Here is a 15,972-nt window from a genome sequence, read left to right as displayed (position 1 = left end):
GGTCGCTGTAAGGAGAGATACGTCGTGAGGATTTCCACCACTGGTTCCAAGGTTGCTGCAGCTGCAGTAGTTGCGTTGGCGATGTCATTGACTGCGTGTGGCTCTGATGACGAGACCGCGGGCGGCGGACTGTCCACCGCTGCCAGCGCTCCGAATTCGGCGGCTTCCGAGAAAGATAAGGCCGAGAATTCGGCGAAGGAAGAGCCGAAGAAGGACGAAAAGGGCGAGAAGAAGTCCGACGACAAAAAGCAGACGGAGGCACAAGGGGAGCCCGGCGCGATCCCAACGATTGCGAATCCGTTTGAGGACGGAGAGTTCGCTGTTCCAACCTTCGAGCCAATCGAGGGCGGTAAAGAAGGCACTGAAGAGCAGCGCAAGGAAATGGAGGAAGTGGTTCGCAAGGTGACGAACCCGGAGTCCTTCGAAAAGTGGACGCGCGTCATCTTGGATAACTCCTGTAAGAAGATCACCGAACCCGCACTGGAAGAGATGGAGCGCCAAGGCGTTTCCCTCGAGGTGATTGAGCAGGCTGCCCGTATGCAGGAAGAGGCCGGTCAGGCGATTGAGATCCCGAAGACCGAAATTTCCCTGAGCGACGTCCGCGTTGATGGCAACCATGCTTCGGCGACAGTGAAGTCGAATAACTCCGAGGGCGAAAAGACCCAGACCCAGCTCTTCACGCACGAAGACGGTCGCTGGAAGCTGTGCAACTAGCACAGCAGCTCGACTCCAAGCCGCGCGCCACGATCCACGCTGGCGCCGGCCTGCTTTTCGTTGGGCTTGTCAGCGGTGTAATCGGTGGGGCAGCGTGGGCGTGGTTGCGTCCCCCGATAGTGACCGTTGTGTCGGATGGATCGTTCATGATCGATGAAACGGAAACGATCCAGAATGCGCAGTTTGCTGGACTCGGCTGGCTAGCGGTGGTGTTGTTGGTAGTCGGGTTGGTTGTCGGTGCTGCGGGTCGAGCGCGTCGAGGCGGGGGCCAGCTCGCATGGTTTGTCTGGCAGCTCATCGTTGCCGCGCTCGCCGGATACGTTGTATTGGCGGTTGGCGGAATGGTCTCGGGCTGGCTCACAGCTTTGCCTGAGCATGCAGACGGCTTCCAGGACGGTCAACGCTTCAGCGTGTTTCCGATAGTTGCCCCGGGAGTGGCGTTGTGCCTCGCTCCATTCGCCACAGGACTCGTCGCGTGGTCGAGGATGGTGATCCGCGCAGTCGACACCCCCGAAATAGTGTGAACTACCTTATTCCCTTGGTGAAAGCTCTGGGGTGACGCCTTTTTTGGCCTGAACAGCTTTTTCGCGCCTGTCGGAGAATACAATGGCTGCGGTACGTATTGTGCTCATTTGTTGAATCTGGGAGACACGAAAATGCTGAGAGTTACCGACCTCCGGGGGACAACCCCAACGACCGCCGAACTTCGCAGGGCACTGCCACGTGGTGGCGTTGATGTCCATGCCGTGCTTCCCGCAGTTACGCCGATCGTTGAAGAGGTTCGCGTAGGCGGTGCCGAAAAGGCACTCGAATACGGAGAGAAGTTCGACGGGATCCGTCCAGCATCCGTGCGGGTGCCGTCGGAGGTGATCAAAGAGGCCGTCGACAAGCTTGATCCTGCGCTGCGCTCCGCGCTTGAAGTCGCGATCGAGCGGATTCGCAAGGTACACGCTGAACAGAAGCCGCAGCCACACACTACGACGCTTGCGAATGGCGCAACTGTCACCGAGACATTTATTCCTGTTTCGCGCGTGGGACTTTATGTTCCAGGTGGAAAGGCAGTGTACCCCTCGAGCGTGCTCATGAACGTGATTCCTGCGCAGGAGGCGGGGACGGACAGCATGGTGGTCTGCACTCCTCCTCAGGAGGAGTTCGGCGGCTGGCCGCACCCAACGACGCTCGCCGCGTGCGCGCTGCTCGGCGTCGATGAAGTGTGGGCAGTCGGTGGTGCCCAGGCGATTGCATTGCTGGCGTACGGCGATGATGCCCACGGCCTGGAACCAGTTGATATGGTGACCGGACCGGGGAACATCTACGTTGCTGCCGCGAAGCGCGTAGTCAACGGCACGGTGGGCATTGACGCGGAGGCCGGCCCAAGCGAGATCGCGGTTATCGCCGATGATAGCGCGAATGCGGAATACGTGGCGCTCGATCTGATTTCGCAGGCAGAGCACGACGAGCAAGCAGCTAGTGTGCTTATCACCGACTCAGAGGCCCTGGCGCAGGAAGTCGGCCAACTCGTTGAGCAGCGCTCGAAGGAAACGCTCAACGCTGAGCGCGCCTCTACTGCGCTGGGCGGTAAGCAGTCCGGCATCATCCTGGTCGATGATATTGAGAAGGCTGTCGCAGTCGCAGACGTTTACGCAGCAGAGCACCTGGAGGTGCACACGCGCGATGCTCGCGCGGTTGCGGAGCGAGTTCGAAACGCGGGCGCAATTTTCGTCGGTCCATACTCACCGGTCCCACTCGGTGACTATGCGGCTGGCTCGAACCACGTCTTGCCGACATCCGGGACGGCGCGCTTCAACCCCGGCCTGTCCACCCTGACGTTCCTGAAGCCTGTCAATCTCATCGAGTACGACAAGGCAGCGTTGGCGGAGATCGCTGAGGACATCATGGTGCTGGCTGCGGAAGAGCAGCTTCCTGCACACGGTGAATCCATTAAGGCACGAGGAAACGGAGCTAAGTAAGTATGTCTACTGATCCCTCGACGATCGCGAAGGGCGTCACGCTCGAATCGCTACCACTTCGCGACGAGCTGCAAGGAAAGAACCCATACGGCGCCCCACAGTTGAAAGTGCCTGTCGCGCTGAACACCAACGAGAATCCGTACCCGCCCTCTGAGGCGTTGATTCAGGACCTGGTTGCCGAGGTTGAAGCAGCGGCACGGTCGCTCAACCGCTACCCAGAGCGCGACGCCGTGTTGCTTCGGGAAGACTTGGCTGCATACGTGTCGAAGCAGACGGGCGTCCAGGTCAGCAAAGACAACATTTGGGCCGCAAACGGTTCGAACGAGATTTTGCAGCAGCTGTTGCAAGCTTTCGGTGGCCCCGGACGCAGTGCCATGGGGTTCGTGCCTAGCTACTCGATGCACCCAATCCTTGCGGCGGGAACGCAAACCGAGTTTATCCCGATTGATCGCAACGAATCTTTCGATATCGATGTGCAGCAGGCCGTGCAGGCCGTCGAAAAGCACGCGCCGGACGTCATCTTTATCACTACGCCGAACAATCCAACTGGCGGTGAGACTGCACTCGAAGACATCGAAAAGATTGTTCAGGCTGCACCTGGCATCGTGATTATTGACGAGGCGTACGCTGAGTTCTCGGATTCCCCGTCCGCAACGACGCTGCTGGCAACGTATCCAGAGAAGCTCGTTGTGTCGCGCACGATGTCGAAGGCGTTCGATTTCGCAGGCGCGCGCCTAGGGTACTTCGTTGCAGCACCGGCGTTTATCGACGCCGTCATGCTGGTTCGCTTGCCGTACCACCTCTCGGTGCTCTCCCAGGTCGCTGCACGCGTGGCGCTGAAGCACGCCGGGGACACGCTCGCGACGGTTGACAAGTTGGCGCAGGAGCGCGTGCGCGTGCAAGCAGCGCTGGAAGAGATGGGCTACAAGGTTGTGCCGAGCTCGTCGAATTTCATCTTCTTCGGCCCGTTTGGCGACGCCACTTCGACCCATGCAGCGTGGCAGCAGTTCCTCGACTGTGGCGTACTCATTCGTGACGTTGGCGTCGCAGGTCACCTGCGAGTGACGGTTGGACTTGATAGCGAAAACGATGCCTTCCTAGAGGCAGCAAGAAAGGTACTTCATGGCGAATAGGGTAGGGACCGCACACAGGAAGACGTCTGAATCCGACATCTCTGTGTCCATCGATCTCGACGGCACAGGCGTGACTGACATTGACACCGGATTGCCGTTTTTCGATCACATGCTCACCGCATTCGGAGCCCACGGTGCTTTCGACCTCACGGTGAAGGCGAAAGGCGACACGGAGATCGATGCCCACCACACGGTGGAAGACACCGCCATCACGCTCGGGTGGGCGCTACTGGATGCGATCGGGGACAAGCGTGGCATCCGCCGCTTTGGCTCGATGCTGTTGCCGATGGACGAAACGCTCGTTGAGGCAGTTGTAGATCTGTCTGGGCGTCCGTACTTTGTGATGAACGGTGAGCCGGAGCATATGGATTGGCAGGTCATCGGCGGGCACTACGCCACGGTGATAAATCGCCATTTCTTTGAGACGCTTGCGTATAACTCCCGAATGACCTTGCACGTGAATGTGCGCTATGGTCGCGATCCGCACCACATTACGGAAGCCGAATTCAAGGCTGTGGCCCGCAGTTTGCGAGCTGCAGTGGATGCAGACCCAAAGATTACGGGTGTGCCGTCGACAAAGGGTGCGTTATAGGTGGGAGGCATTCCAGCAAGTATGGGAGTGCTTGGCCTCTTCGTGTTGGCGGGTGTGCTCGCAGGCGGAGTGTGGTCAACGTACCAGCGTGGATTGAGGGTGCCGACTGCAGTGTTAGCCTTGGCTACTGCGCTGGCGCTCGCATTCGCGATCATGGCAATGATGGAGGTTATGTAGTTTGAAGTTCTTCCCACCAACACCGCTTACTGTTGAGGAAATCAACTCGGTCTCGAGTGTTTGGAAGGCACGCGGCATGAAGCCCGTCCTGCTCGCGGTGATGGCAGCGTTCGCCGCATGGGCGGTGCTGCTACCGGTGATTCCTACGGCGGTGCTCGATGCAGGAGGAACCGAAACGCTGGCCGGGCTTACCACCGGTGTGTTCATGCTCGCTACAGTGCTTACACAGATGGCGACACCTGCGCTGCTGCGCAAGTTCGGGTTTGGCCTGATTATGGGGCTGTCTTCTTTGCTCTTGGGTGTTCCGGCGTTCGCCTACGCGTTGGGAATGGAAGCCGGAACAGTGCTGACTGTGAGCGCGATCCGCGGTGTTGGGTTTGGCGCGCTGACGGTAGCGGAGGCAGCCGTCGTCGCTGAGTTGGTACCGCGTCGCTTGTTGGGGCGGGCGACCGGCACGCTGGGCATCATGGTGGGCTTGTCTCAGATGGTCGGCTTGCCGACGGGCCTCGCCCTGGTCAACGTCATTGGGTATAACGCGGTGTATTACATTGCAGCGGGCGTAGGCCTCATTTCGTTGGTGGCATGCATGTTCATCCCAGCTGTGCCACAAGCGGACCGCGATGAGTTGAGCGTGGCGCACGTGCACGTACCGATGTGGCGGCTTGTGTTTGTTCCGGGCATGGCCTTGATGTTCGTCACCTCAGCGTATGGCGCAATTACTAACTTCCTTCCCGCGGCGATGCGCGATCTCGATCCGGCCAAGGGAGCGGCGCTTGGCGGTGTGATGCTGGGCGTGATGAACTTCGCTTCTATGTTGTCGCGGTACGCAGCGGGTCAGGTCATGGACCGCAAGGGATACCCAGGCAGCATTCTCATTCCGTGCCAGTTCATTGCTGCAGGTGGTGTCTTTCTCATCGCGCTCATTCTGCTTCTTGATCTGCCGGTGTGGTGGATGGCGTTGGCAGCGTTGATCTACGGTGTTGGATTCGGCGCGGTACAGAACGAGGCGCTCACCTTGATGTTCTATCGCTTGCCCCGTTCGAAGAGCTCTGAGGCCTCTGCGATTTGGAATATCGCATTCGACGGAGGAACAGGTCTGGGGTCGACGATGTACGGCATGTTGCTGACAATGATGATGTTTACCCCGATGTTTGGTCTGGCGGCGGCCGTGATCCTTATTGGCGTAGTTATTACGTTGCTGGATAGGCAGCTGGGCAAGCACCGCGTCGTCGAAGTTAATAACTTGTCCGTGCGGCTGAAAAATGTTCAGCCCCCGCGCCTTTATCGGCGGAACGGGCGCTAGAATTAATCTTCATGACTGCTAACGACATGCCACAACCCCATGTTGCGCTGCTCGACTACGGGGCAGGAAATATCCGATCCGCTCAGCGTGCGCTAGAACAAGTTGGCGCGCGCGTCAGCGTTACTGCCGATCCGGCGATCGCGGTGGAGGCTGACGGCCTGTTAGTGCCGGGGGTTGGCGCGTTTGATGCATGCATGCGTGGGTTGCAGGCAATGCAAGGGGGGCGCATCATCGGACAGCGCCTTGCAGGTGGTCGTCCTGTGCTGGGTATCTGCGTTGGTATGCAAATCCTTTTTGAGCACGGAGTCGAGCATGGCATTGATACCGCTGGATTAGCAGAGTGGCCGGGGACCGTTGAAAAGCTCCAGGCTCCTGTGCTTCCACACATGGGGTGGAACACCGTCGACATAGTTCGCGGCTCGCGCATGTTCGACGGCATTAATATAGACGAGCGCTTTTACTTCGTGCATTCGTACGGCGTTCGCGAATGGACGCTGAAAGCGGATGAGTTCATTGCGCCGCCACTTGTGCACTGGTCGGAGCACGGTGGAGATAAGTTTGTGGCTGCCGTCGAAAATGGTCCGCTCTGGGCGACGCAGTTCCACCCTGAGAAGTCTGGTGACGCAGGACTTCATCTCCTGGAAAACTGGGTGAAGACTCTGTAGCGAGCGCCGAACCTGGCTGAGTTAGATTGGATAAGATGAGCACCATGACTTTTACCTTGTTGCCTGCTGTTGATGTTGTTAAAGGTCAGGCCGTGCGGCTTGACCAGGGGGAAGCTGGGACGGAGAAGAGCTACGGGGATCCCCTGGAGGCTGCTCGTCGCTGGGAAGAGCAGGGGGCGCAGTGGCTGCACTTCGTGGATTTGGACGCCGCGTTTGGGCGTGGCTCGAACCATGAGTTGATGGCGGATATCACTGCGAAGCTGGGTATCGCTGTCGAGCTCACGGGTGGTATTCGTGACGACGCCACGTTGGAGCGGGCCCTTGCCACCGGAGCGAAGCGCGTCAATATTGGTACCGCGGCGCTACAGGATCCGGAGTGGACCTGTAAGGCAATTGAGCGCTACGGCGACAAGATCGCGATTGATATCGCGGTGCGTGAAACTGATGGTGAGTGGCGTACGAAGGGGAACGGCTGGACGTCCGACGGCGGTGATCTGTGGGAGGTTCTGGAGCGGTTCGATGCCGCTGGTTGCAGCCGTTTCGTGGTGACCGACGTGATCAAGGACGGCACGCTAGCCGGGCCGAATGTTGCACTGTTGCGGGAGGTCGCCGCAGCGACGGACGCTCAGATTACTGCCTCGGGCGGAATCGCGACTCTCGACGACGTCGTAGAAGTGGCCCGGTATACCGATGAAGGGATCGACTCCGTCATTATCGGCAAGGCTCTCTACGAGAAGCGCTTCACGCTGAGTGAGGCGCTGGAGGCCGTCGCAAAGGTATCGAAGGGCGAGTAAACAGCGTGCGGGATCTGCAGGCATACCGAGCTATTGCGTTAGAGGCGGTCGATGAAGCCGCCGAGCTGTTTCGAACACATATCGGTGCAGCTCCAGCGCTCTTTAAGGGCGAAGGTGACTTTGCCACGGAAGCGGATCTCGCCATTGAAACGTTGCTGAGGAAACGCTTGACGGAAGCGACCGGTATCCCCGTGTTTGGGGAGGAACACGGCGGGGACCTCAACGCTGAGGCGTGCTGGGTGCTCGATCCTATCGACGGCACCTCGAACTACTCGTGTGGCAACCCGATGTGCGCGATCTTGGTAGCGCTCCTTATCGACGGCCAACCGGTCGTCGCGGTGACCGACATGCCATTGCTGGGGCACCGCATGCATGCGATCTCGGGTGAGCCCGTTGTGCTTGACGGCGCCCCATTGCCTGCGCTCCCACAGGGCGTTGATCCTTCGACGACGGCCGCTCAGGTAGGCGTTGCAACCGTTGGTTCGGATGATCGCGCTGCGTTTCCAGCGGAAGGCCGCTTGGCCTTCGTCGGTGAATTGGCTGCCACCTCACTGCGACCACGCATGACTGGCTCAGTGGGCGTGGACTTGGCGTTTGTGGCGTCGGGTGTGTTCCAGGCCAGCGTGAGTTTCTCCCCGCACGTGTGGGATAACGCGGCCGGTGTCTTGTTCGGTCGCTGCGCGGGCGCGACGGTGACTGACGTGTACGGGCAGCCATGGGAGATGTCGTCGATGGGGGCTGTCATTGGTACGAATGCTGCCCATGCGACTGCGCTCGCGACGGTCCAACGGTGCTTTGAAAGCCCTGATAGGCAGAGTGCTTCGCGGTAGTATGTAGTTTCCGGAACGTATTTGCGAGCTGGAGTAGCGTGGCACAAAACATGTATGGAGGGTAATTACCTTGTCTGTTGCAATCCGTGTGATTCCTTGCCTCGACGTGGACGACGGGCGGGTAGTAAAAGGCGTAAATTTTGAAAACCTGCGGGACGCTGGTGATCCCGTAGAACTTGCTCAGCGGTATGGACTGGAAGGCGCTGATGAGCTTACGTTTTTGGACGTAACTGCGTCGCGTGAGGGCCGTGGAACGATGCTTGAGGTCGTCCGTAAGACCGCAGAGCAGGTATTTATCCCGCTGACCGTTGGCGGAGGCGTTCGAAGCGTCGAAGACGTCTCTGAGTTGCTGCGTGCTGGCGCGGACAAAGTCAGTGTGAATACAGCGGCGATTCACCGGCCAGAGCTACTGCGTGAGCTCAGCGAGAAGTTTGGAGCGCAGTGCATTGTCTTGTCTGTCGACGCGCGTCGCGTGCCGAATGGTGGGCTTCCGCAGCCGTCTGGGTTTGAAGTGACCACGCACGGTGGTACGCGTTCGGCTGGTCTCGACGCGGTGGAGTGGGCTCGCACTGGACAAGACCTGGGTGTGGGGGAAATCTTGCTGAACTCGATGGACGGAGATGGGACCAAGGAAGGGTTCGATCTCGAGCTGTTGGAGAAGGTTCGAGCAGCGGTAAGCATCCCGGTGATTGCTTCCGGTGGCGCTGGCAAGGCTGCAGACTTCCCGCCAGCAGTAAAAGCGGGCGCAGACGCCGTACTTGCGGCGTCGATCTTCCACTTCGGCGAAGTGAGCATCGCGGAAGTAAAGGATGCGCTTCGGAATGAGGGCTTTGAGGTTCGCTGATGACTGAACTACGACCAGAAGATGCCGTATTGGATCCTGCAATTGCTGCTCGGCTGAAGAAGAACGACCGCGGCCTGGTTCCCGCCGTGGTGCAGGCTGCTGACACCGGTGAGGTCCTCATGATGGCCTGGATGGATGAGCGGGCGCTGGCGTACACGCTGGAAACGCGACGTGGGACGTACTTCTCTCGCTCCCGTAACGAATACTGGGTAAAAGGGCTCACCAGTGGCGCTGTGCAAGAGGTCCGCGAGGTGCGCCTCGACTGCGACGGCGACACCTTGCTGGTGAAGGTGATCCAGACGGATGGTGCCTGCCATACGGGGGACCGTACGTGCTTCGATGCAGATCTGCTGTTGGAGGATATTAGGTGAATACGGCGAACCGCGTCGGCGCACTGCTGGTGGGCGTCGGTGGCGCGCTGGCGTGGGTGGGGTCCAGGATGGACTGGTTTACTGTCGAAGTTTTCGACGACCGCGCTGGAGCCAGTACCACTACCGTCGATGGTTCAATGTGGTCTACGGAGATCGCGGCAGTGGCGCTCATTCTGATCGTTGCAATGATTGCGATATTCGCGCTGCGGCGAGTTGGGCGTCGAATAGTAGGTGTGGTGGCCGCACTAGGCGCTGTGGGCGCCGGCGTATCGGGCTTGCGAACCTTATTAGCCGAGCCTGACTTGGAGCGTTTGCACACACTGCTGAGTGCCGGAAGCGGGGAGCAGGGAGGAGCAGCCAGTGACGGGGCGATTGCCGCGTGGGCGGAGATCACACAGGTGCAGCAGCATAGCGCTGGCATTTACCTGGTCATCTTGGGGGCGCTCCTGGGGCTTATTGGAGCGCTCACGGTAGTAATGCGGCCCGGTGTAGATTCCGCGAAGCTCAACAAGTATGAGACAGAGGCTGTGCGCCGTGAAAAGCTCGGTGAAGATCTCGAAGCTCGGCCGGACTCTGGGCGCGTGATGTGGGACGCCTTGGACTCCGGAATTGACCCTACGGATGATGAGGCACGCCGATAAATATTCGGTATACCCCCGTGAAATTTCATGAACTAAATACGCGCGGGCTACGCTGGCAACTGCAACAATAGGCTTTCACCTCGGAGTCACGCGGGAGGCGAGTATGTGTGCCACGGATGTACACAGCGATCTCTTCGCTGCAGTGCAGCGGCAGGTCGCGCGCCGTGAGTCCTTGGTGTCGTTCCAAGAGGTGAAGGATCGCTCGCGGGCAGCTGCATCTGCGCGCGACGCATACGCGGCCGTTGACTCAGACGGATGCGCAATTATTGCCCAGGTACAGTACAACCAGCACGGCGTCCGGACTACGCAGCAGCGGATTCACCGAGCGGCACTTGCCGCAGTGGAGCTTGAGATGCAGGGGGCGCAGCTGCTCGCGTGTTCGGGTGCGCTGTTTGGCCGTGAGGTCGCGAACATTGAGATGGACGCAGCGAGGGCAGCAGTGCATATACCGGTGGTGAGCTTGGATACGATTGTTGATCCGTACCAAGTGCACGAGGCTCGCTGCTATGGAGCCGATGCGCTTGTGCTTCGTGCAGATATTCTTGAGCAGCCGCGACTGGAGGCGTTGCTAGATAGAGCGGAGACGCTTGGCATGTCGGCCTTCGTACAAGTCGGAGACGCTGAGGAGGCGGCACGTGCGCTTCGGGCGGGCGCATCGGTGCTGGCTGTTGTGCCCCCGAAACGTCCATCGGGGGAGACTGATCACTTCGCGCTGGGTGAGCTTGTTGCAGGCCTTCCGAGCAAGATCCGCGTGGTGATGATGGCGGATGTGTTGACTCCGCGTGATCTGTTTAACGTCGCTGCCGCAGGAGCAGACGCCATTTTGGCGAATGCCGAAGCGGCTATTCCCTCACTTGCTACCGCCGGGCGACACCCCGCGTGCGCTTCCCGCCGATAATCAGGCACACTAGGGGGCGTGCAAACTACGATTCTGGCAAACATTCCCTCGCCACCACAGGGTGTGTGGCACATTGGCTGGCTCCCGGTGAGGGCGTACGCGCTGTGCATCATCACCGGCATCCTGCTTGCAATGTGGGTGGGCACGCGACGCTATCGTGCGCGTGGTGGTGATCCCGACGTGATTTGGGACGCGGCGATCGTCGCTATTCCAATGGGCATCGTTGGTGGTCGGCTCTACCATGTGCTGACGGACCACGAGAAGTATTTCGGCCCCGGGAAAGATCCCCTACAAGCTCTGAACATTACTGCTGGAGGACTGGGTATTTGGGGCGCAGTCGCACTGGGCGCGGCGAGCGTGTGGTTGCTGCTGCGGTGGAAGAAGATTGCTGTTGGGCCTGTTGCGGATGCGCTGGCGCCAGGCATCGTGTTGGCCCAGGCCGTGGGACGCCTTGGGAACTGGTTCAATCAGGAACTCTATGGTGCTGAAACGACGGTACCGTGGGCGTTGGATATCTACTACCGCGTTGACGAGCAAGGGGCGTTCGCTCCGCTGACAGGGCGTTCTACCGGTGAGGTCATCGCGAGCGTTCACCCGACGTTCCTCTACGAGTTGGTGTGGAATCTGCTTGTGTTTGCTTTCCTGCTTTGGGCAGATAAGCACTTCAGGCTCGGACACGGCAGGGTATTTTGGCTATACGTTGCTGGCTACACGATGGGCCGATTCGCAATCGAGTTGATGCGTACTGACGCCGCAACACTAATTTTGGGGTTGCGTGTGAACACGTGGGTTTCAGGCCTGCTTTTTGTTGTTTCACTTGGGATTTTCTTCCTATTGCCACGTGGGAGAGAAGCCGAGAAGGAACTCGCTCACAACGATAATGATGATACGAATCGTGATTCGGGGTAGGGTGGTATCCGAAGTGGAAGATAGGCCACACGATACGGCAGTGGAGAATTCACACACTATCTGGCCTTGAAACCACCGGTAATTGTTGAATCGCTACTAGGTTGGATCTCGTGGATAGAAGAACAAAGATCGTATGTACGCTTGGCCCTGCTGTGGCCAGCAAAGAAGCAATCCTCGGACTTGTGCGCGACGGCATGGATGTCGCCCGCCTCAACTTCTCCCACGGCGACTATCCGGACCACGAGCAGAACTACCGCTGGGTCCGCGAAGCCACCGATGAAACGGGACACGCAGTTGGCATCCTCGCCGACCTTCAGGGTCCGAAAATCCGTCTTGGGCGCTTTGAAGAAGGCGCCACCGTCTGGGAGACGGGCGAAACGGTCCGCATCACAGTCGATGACGTGCCAGGCACGCACGACCGAGTCTCGACGACTTACAAGAACCTCGCCAAGGACGCGAAGCCGGGCGATCGCCTGCTCGTCGACGACGGCAAGGTCGGTCTGGTCTGTGTCGAAGTCGACGGCAACAACGTTGTCTGCCGCGTGACCGAAGGTGGCCCTGTTTCCAACAACAAGGGTGTTTCCCTGCCGGGGATGGACATCTCCGTCCCGGCGTTGTCTGAGAAGGACAAGGCGGACCTGCGGTTCGCACTCAAGATGGGTGTCGACGTCGTCGCGCTGTCCTTCGTGCGCTCGCCGGCAGATGTTGACCTGGTTCATGAGATCATGGACGAAGTTGGCCGTCGTGTCCCAGTCATCGCGAAGCTGGAGAAGCCAGAAGCAGTCGACGCCCTGGAGTCAATCATCCTGGCATTCGACGCCGTGATGGTTGCCCGTGGCGACCTCGGCGTTGAAATTCCGCTTGAACTTGTTCCAGGTGTGCAGAAGCGCGTCATCCAGATCGCTCGTGAAAACGCGAAGCCGGTCATCGTCGCTACGCAGATGCTGGATTCGATGATTGATAACTCGCGTCCGACGCGCGCTGAGGCTTCCGACGTTGCGAACGCCGTGCTCGACGGTGCAGACGCCGTCATGCTCTCCGGTGAGACCTCCGTTGGCGTTGACCCGCACAACGTGGTCCGCACGATGAGCCGCATTGTCCGTTCCGCTGAGGCAATGGACAAGGTGCCGCCTCTGAACCACATCCCGCGTACTCGCCGTGGTGTGATCTCCTACTCGGCGAACGATGTGGCAAACCGTCTGCACGCACGCGCAATCGTGGCGTTCACCGCGACCGGCGACACCGCTCGACGCGTTGCGCGCCTGCGCCCAGACCTGCCGCTGCTCGTGTTTACTCCGAAGCAGGAGGTTCGCTCGCAGCTCGCACTGACCTGGGGCGTGGAGACCTTCCTGTGCCCTCCGGTGCACAGCACGGATGACATGATCGCCACCGTCGACAAGTACTTGCTGGCGATGGATGAGTACCAGGAGAATGACACCATGGTGATGGTTGCAGGTACTCCGCCAGGAGTTGCAGGTTCGACCAACACGGTCCACGTCCACCAGCTGGGCGAGGAGGCTTACTGGTCGAAGAAGAAGGAAGAGGAACAGGACTAAGTTCCTAATCGGAGAACACCCCGGAGCAGCTGCTCCGGGGTGTTTTTCATCTCGGCTTGTAGCTCGCTAAATCCATGGGGACATATAAAAGGCCTGCCGCGAAACAACAGCGGCAGGCCTTTGGTACTAGGCGCTACAGGCTAGTTAATCGGCGTCGGCTCGATCTTCCAGACCTCGTTCGCGTAATCGCGGATCGTGCGGTCAGAGGAGAAACGACCGGACTCGCAGATGTTGATCCAGCACTTGCGTGCCCATGCATCTGGGTCCTCGTAGTACTCCTTGGCCATGCGGTCGCGGGTCTCGCGGTAGTCCGCGAAGTCACCCAGCACGTAGTAGACGTCGGCTTCGTCGAAGCCGAAGCCCTCGAGCAGGGAAGCACGGATGTTGTGGAACGCGCCGGTGCCGCAGTCGTCCAGGGTGCCGTCGACCAGTGCGTTGAGCACACGGTGCAGGCCTGGGGTCTGCTCGGCGGTAGCCTTCGGGTCATAGGAGCGCTGCAGCTCAGGCAGATCCTCCTCGAGAGCGCCGAAGATGTAGGCGTTCTCTTCACCGACAGCGTCAACGATTTCCACGTTTGCGCCGTCCATCGTGCCCAAGGTCAGCGCACCGTTCATCATGAACTTCATGTTCGAGGTGCCCGACGCCTCCTTACCGGCCGTCGAGATCTGCTCGGAAACATCCGTTGCCGGGATGATGTGCTCAGCAGGGGAGACGTTGTAGTTCTCCACGAAGACCACATGCAGGTACTTCGAGACGACTGGGTCGTTGTTCACCAGCTCGCCGATGGCGTTGATGAGCTTGATGATCCCCTTTGCCATCGTGTAACCAGGTGCAGCCTTCGCGCCGAAGATAAAGGTGCGCTTCGGTACGTCGGTCTCGCCGTCTTCCTTGATGCGGAAGTACAAGTCGATGATGTACAGCGCGTTCATCAGCTGACGCTTGTACTCGTGCAGACGCTTGATCTGCGTATCGTAGACGGAGTCCGGGTCGATGACAGAACCCTGACGCTGCTCGATCCAGCGAGCGAAGTCTTGCTTGTTAGCAGCCTTGATCTCCCGCAGTTCCTTGAGCACTGCAGGATCATCAGCGTACTTGCGCAGCTCCTTCAGCTTGGACAGGTCCGTGGTCCACTCATCAGAACCAGACAGGCGGTCGAGCAGGGATGCGAGACGCGGGTTGCACATACGCAGCCAGCGACGTGGGGTGACACCGTTGGTCTTGTTGTTGAAGCGCTCTGGATACATGGAGTACCAGTAGTTGAGTGTGTCGCGCTTCAGGATCTCGGTGTGCAGCGCAGCCACGCCGTTCACGGAGTACGAAGCGTAGCAGGCGATCCACGCCATGTGCACCTTGCCGTCGTGGACTGGGGAGTAGTGGTGTGCGTCCTCCGGGCCAATGCCACGGGACTCCATGTCGAGGCGGTAGCGGCGGTCAATCTCCAGGACAATTTCCCAGATACGCCAGAACAGCTGCTTGAAGATGGACTCGTCCCAAGTCTCCAGAGCCTCCTGGAGCACGGTGTGGTTCGTGTACGCGAAGGTCTGGGTGGTGACGTTCCACGCCTCATCCCAGCCCAGGCCGTGCTCATCCATGAGCAGGCGCATGAGTTCCGGAACCGCCAGCACCGGGTGGGTGTCGTTGAGCTGCACTGAGTTGTACTCGTGGAACTTGCTCAGATCCTCGCCGTGGTGCTCGATGTAGTTGTCGATCATCTCCTGCAGCGAAGCAGAGACGAAGAAGTACTGCTGGCGTACGCGGAGCACCTTGCCAGCGTACGTGGTGTCGTTCGGGTAGAGCACGCGGGTGATGTCGTGGACAGCCTCGCGCTCCAGGATGGCGTCGGAGAAACGCTGCGAGTTGAACGCATCGTAGTCGAACTCGTGGATTGGGGATGCGTCCCACAGACGAAGGGTACCAACGTTATCGGTGCCGTAGCCGGTAATCGGCATGTCGAACGGTACTGCTCGAACCGTCATGTCGTCGAACTTCACGATGCGCTGCTGGGAGGTGCGCTCAACAACGAACGGGTAGAACGATTCCTTCCAGGAATCTGGGTGCTCCTTCTGGAAGCCATCGACGAACTCCTGGCGGAACAGGCCGTAGCGGTAGAGCAGGCCATAGCCGGTGACCGGGTAGTCCTGCGTCACTGCGGAGTCCAGGAAGCACGCTGCGAGGCGGCCAAGGCCACCGTTGCCCAGCGCGGCATCGTGCTCTGCCTCGAGGACATCGGTCAGGTTGTGGCCGAGCTCTGCTGCTGCAGCCTCAGCCTCTTCCACCATGCCCAGGTTCGTGAGGTTGTTCAGCAGTGCACGGCCTTGCAGGAACTCTGCGGAGAAGTACGCCTGCTGACGAGTAGCCGAGTAGGCCTTTTGGGTTGCATCCCACTTGTCGGCAATCTGCTCCACAACGGCGGCCGAGAGGCCAGTCCAAAACTTGTTATTGGTGGATGCCTGCGGGCTGCGTCCAGAGAAACCACGAACATGGCCGGCGACAGTGTCCTGCAGTGCCGGTACCGATGTTCCTACAGTGTTCTTCATAAAAACCTCAGATCTCTTGATGTGTCGAATTGGAATGC

17 protein-coding genes are annotated in these 15,972 nt (G+C 59.4%); 16 read left to right on the top strand and 1 reads right to left on the bottom strand.

Annotation, left to right across the window (positions count from 1 at the left end; all coding sequences use genetic code 11):
* Window positions 1-24 precede the first annotated feature (24 nt).
* The 16 genes from R0V12_RS02120 (at window position 25) to pyk (ending at window position 13,397) form a co-directional block, all read left to right on the top strand.
* Window positions 25-714, top strand: a complete 690-nt coding sequence (locus R0V12_RS02120; protein WP_070362246.1) for a hypothetical protein — start codon at window positions 25-27, stop codon at window positions 712-714.
* Entirely contained in the window at window positions 705-1,238 is a 534-nt protein-coding gene (locus tag R0V12_RS02115; RefSeq protein WP_256020244.1) for a hypothetical protein, read from the top strand. Before R0V12_RS02120 ends, R0V12_RS02115 begins: the two co-directional genes overlap by 10 nt.
* Before the next feature lie 132 nt (window positions 1,239-1,370).
* Window positions 1,371-2,684, top strand: coding sequence for a histidinol dehydrogenase (gene hisD / locus R0V12_RS02110; protein ID WP_070478832.1), 1,314 nt, complete (start codon window positions 1,371-1,373; stop codon window positions 2,682-2,684).
* A gap of 2 nt (window positions 2,685-2,686) precedes the next feature.
* Entirely contained in the window at window positions 2,687-3,817 is a 1,131-nt protein-coding gene (locus R0V12_RS02105) for a histidinol-phosphate transaminase (RefSeq protein ID WP_256005149.1), read from the top strand.
* The gene (hisB, locus tag R0V12_RS02100; RefSeq protein WP_320072728.1) at window positions 3,807-4,409 is read left to right on the top strand and encodes an imidazoleglycerol-phosphate dehydratase HisB; all 603 of its coding nucleotides are present in this window, start codon (window positions 3,807-3,809) and stop codon (window positions 4,407-4,409) included. Before R0V12_RS02105 ends, hisB begins: the two co-directional genes overlap by 11 nt.
* Window positions 4,410-4,586: a hypothetical protein gene (locus tag R0V12_RS02095; protein WP_168156151.1), complete on the top strand. Its 177-nt coding sequence runs from the start codon at window positions 4,410-4,412 to the stop codon at window positions 4,584-4,586. It begins immediately after the preceding gene.
* A 76-nt stretch (window positions 4,587-4,662) separates the two neighbouring features.
* Window positions 4,663-5,889, top strand: a complete 1,227-nt coding sequence (locus R0V12_RS02090; protein WP_083290931.1) for an MFS transporter — start codon at window positions 4,663-4,665, stop codon at window positions 5,887-5,889.
* Window positions 5,890-5,900: 11 nt separating this feature from the next.
* Complete coding sequence (gene hisH, locus R0V12_RS02085) at window positions 5,901-6,554, top strand: imidazole glycerol phosphate synthase subunit HisH (RefSeq protein WP_256005147.1); 654 nt, start codon at window positions 5,901-5,903, stop codon at window positions 6,552-6,554.
* A gap of 44 nt (window positions 6,555-6,598) precedes the next feature.
* Window positions 6,599-7,348 (top strand): bifunctional 1-(5-phosphoribosyl)-5-((5-phosphoribosylamino)methylideneamino)imidazole-4-carboxamide isomerase/phosphoribosylanthranilate isomerase PriA, encoded by a 750-nt coding sequence (priA, locus tag R0V12_RS02080; protein ID WP_320073004.1) that lies wholly within the window; start codon window positions 6,599-6,601, stop codon window positions 7,346-7,348.
* 5 nt (window positions 7,349-7,353) lie between these two features.
* Entirely contained in the window at window positions 7,354-8,178 is an 825-nt protein-coding gene (locus R0V12_RS02075) for an inositol monophosphatase family protein (protein ID WP_320072727.1), read from the top strand.
* 70 nt (window positions 8,179-8,248) lie between these two features.
* Window positions 8,249-9,022 (top strand): imidazole glycerol phosphate synthase subunit HisF, encoded by a 774-nt coding sequence (gene hisF / locus R0V12_RS02070; RefSeq protein ID WP_070478840.1) that lies wholly within the window; start codon window positions 8,249-8,251, stop codon window positions 9,020-9,022.
* Entirely contained in the window at window positions 9,022-9,393 is a 372-nt protein-coding gene (gene hisI, locus R0V12_RS02065; protein WP_320072726.1) for a phosphoribosyl-AMP cyclohydrolase, read from the top strand. The genes hisF and hisI overlap by 1 nt, the downstream gene beginning before the upstream one ends.
* Window positions 9,390-10,034, top strand: a complete 645-nt coding sequence (locus R0V12_RS02060; RefSeq protein WP_070362255.1) for a TIGR02234 family membrane protein — start codon at window positions 9,390-9,392, stop codon at window positions 10,032-10,034. The genes hisI and R0V12_RS02060 overlap by 4 nt, the downstream gene beginning before the upstream one ends.
* Window positions 10,035-10,137: 103 nt before the next feature.
* On the top strand, window positions 10,138-10,932 hold the full coding sequence (locus tag R0V12_RS02055; protein ID WP_070362256.1) for a hypothetical protein: 795 nt from the start codon (window positions 10,138-10,140) through the stop codon (window positions 10,930-10,932).
* Window positions 10,933-10,950: 18 nt separating this feature from the next.
* Window positions 10,951-11,841 (top strand): prolipoprotein diacylglyceryl transferase, encoded by an 891-nt coding sequence (gene lgt / locus R0V12_RS02050; RefSeq protein WP_320072725.1) that lies wholly within the window; start codon window positions 10,951-10,953, stop codon window positions 11,839-11,841.
* 110 nt (window positions 11,842-11,951) lie between these two features.
* The gene (pyk, locus tag R0V12_RS02045) at window positions 11,952-13,397 is read left to right on the top strand and encodes a pyruvate kinase (RefSeq protein ID WP_320072724.1); all 1,446 of its coding nucleotides are present in this window, start codon (window positions 11,952-11,954) and stop codon (window positions 13,395-13,397) included.
* Between the two features lie 140 nt (window positions 13,398-13,537).
* Here pyk and R0V12_RS02040 read toward each other — a convergent pair whose 3' ends face one another.
* On the bottom strand, window positions 13,538-15,934 hold the full coding sequence (locus R0V12_RS02040; protein ID WP_320072723.1) for a glycogen/starch/alpha-glucan phosphorylase: 2,397 nt from the start codon (window positions 15,932-15,934) through the stop codon (window positions 13,538-13,540).
* Window positions 15,935-15,972: the final 38 nt, after the last annotated feature.

Origin of the sequence: Corynebacterium sp. UMB2355A, from assembly GCF_033877495.1 — a bacterium.
In the GTDB taxonomy this organism is placed as follows: Bacteria; Actinomycetota; Actinomycetes; order Mycobacteriales; family Mycobacteriaceae; genus Corynebacterium; species Corynebacterium pseudogenitalium.
The sequence above is the reverse complement of the archived record's forward strand: the minus strand, read 5'-3'. Positions and strand labels throughout refer to the sequence as shown.

Excerpts from the sequence above, each read along its gene's own strand:
- R0V12_RS02105 (WP_256005149.1), top strand. The coding sequence starts at position 2,687 with ATGTCTACTGATCCCTCGACGATCGCGAAGGGCGTCACGCTCGAATCG.
- hisD (WP_070478832.1), top strand. The coding sequence starts at position 1,371 with ATGCTGAGAGTTACCGACCTCCGGGGGACAACCCCAACGACCGCCGAA.
- hisB (WP_320072728.1), top strand. The coding sequence starts at position 3,807 with ATGGCGAATAGGGTAGGGACCGCACACAGGAAGACGTCTGAATCCGAC.
- hisI (WP_320072726.1), top strand. The coding sequence starts at position 9,022 with ATGACTGAACTACGACCAGAAGATGCCGTATTGGATCCTGCAATTGCT.
- R0V12_RS02040 (WP_320072723.1), bottom strand. The coding sequence starts at position 15,934 with ATGAAGAACACTGTAGGAACATCGGTACCGGCACTGCAGGACACTGTC.
- R0V12_RS02090 (WP_083290931.1), top strand. The coding sequence starts at position 4,663 with ATGAAGCCCGTCCTGCTCGCGGTGATGGCAGCGTTCGCCGCATGGGCG.
- priA (WP_320073004.1), top strand. The coding sequence starts at position 6,599 with ATGACTTTTACCTTGTTGCCTGCTGTTGATGTTGTTAAAGGTCAGGCC.
- hisH (WP_256005147.1), top strand. The coding sequence starts at position 5,901 with ATGACTGCTAACGACATGCCACAACCCCATGTTGCGCTGCTCGACTAC.
- R0V12_RS02055 (WP_070362256.1), top strand. The coding sequence starts at position 10,138 with ATGTGTGCCACGGATGTACACAGCGATCTCTTCGCTGCAGTGCAGCGG.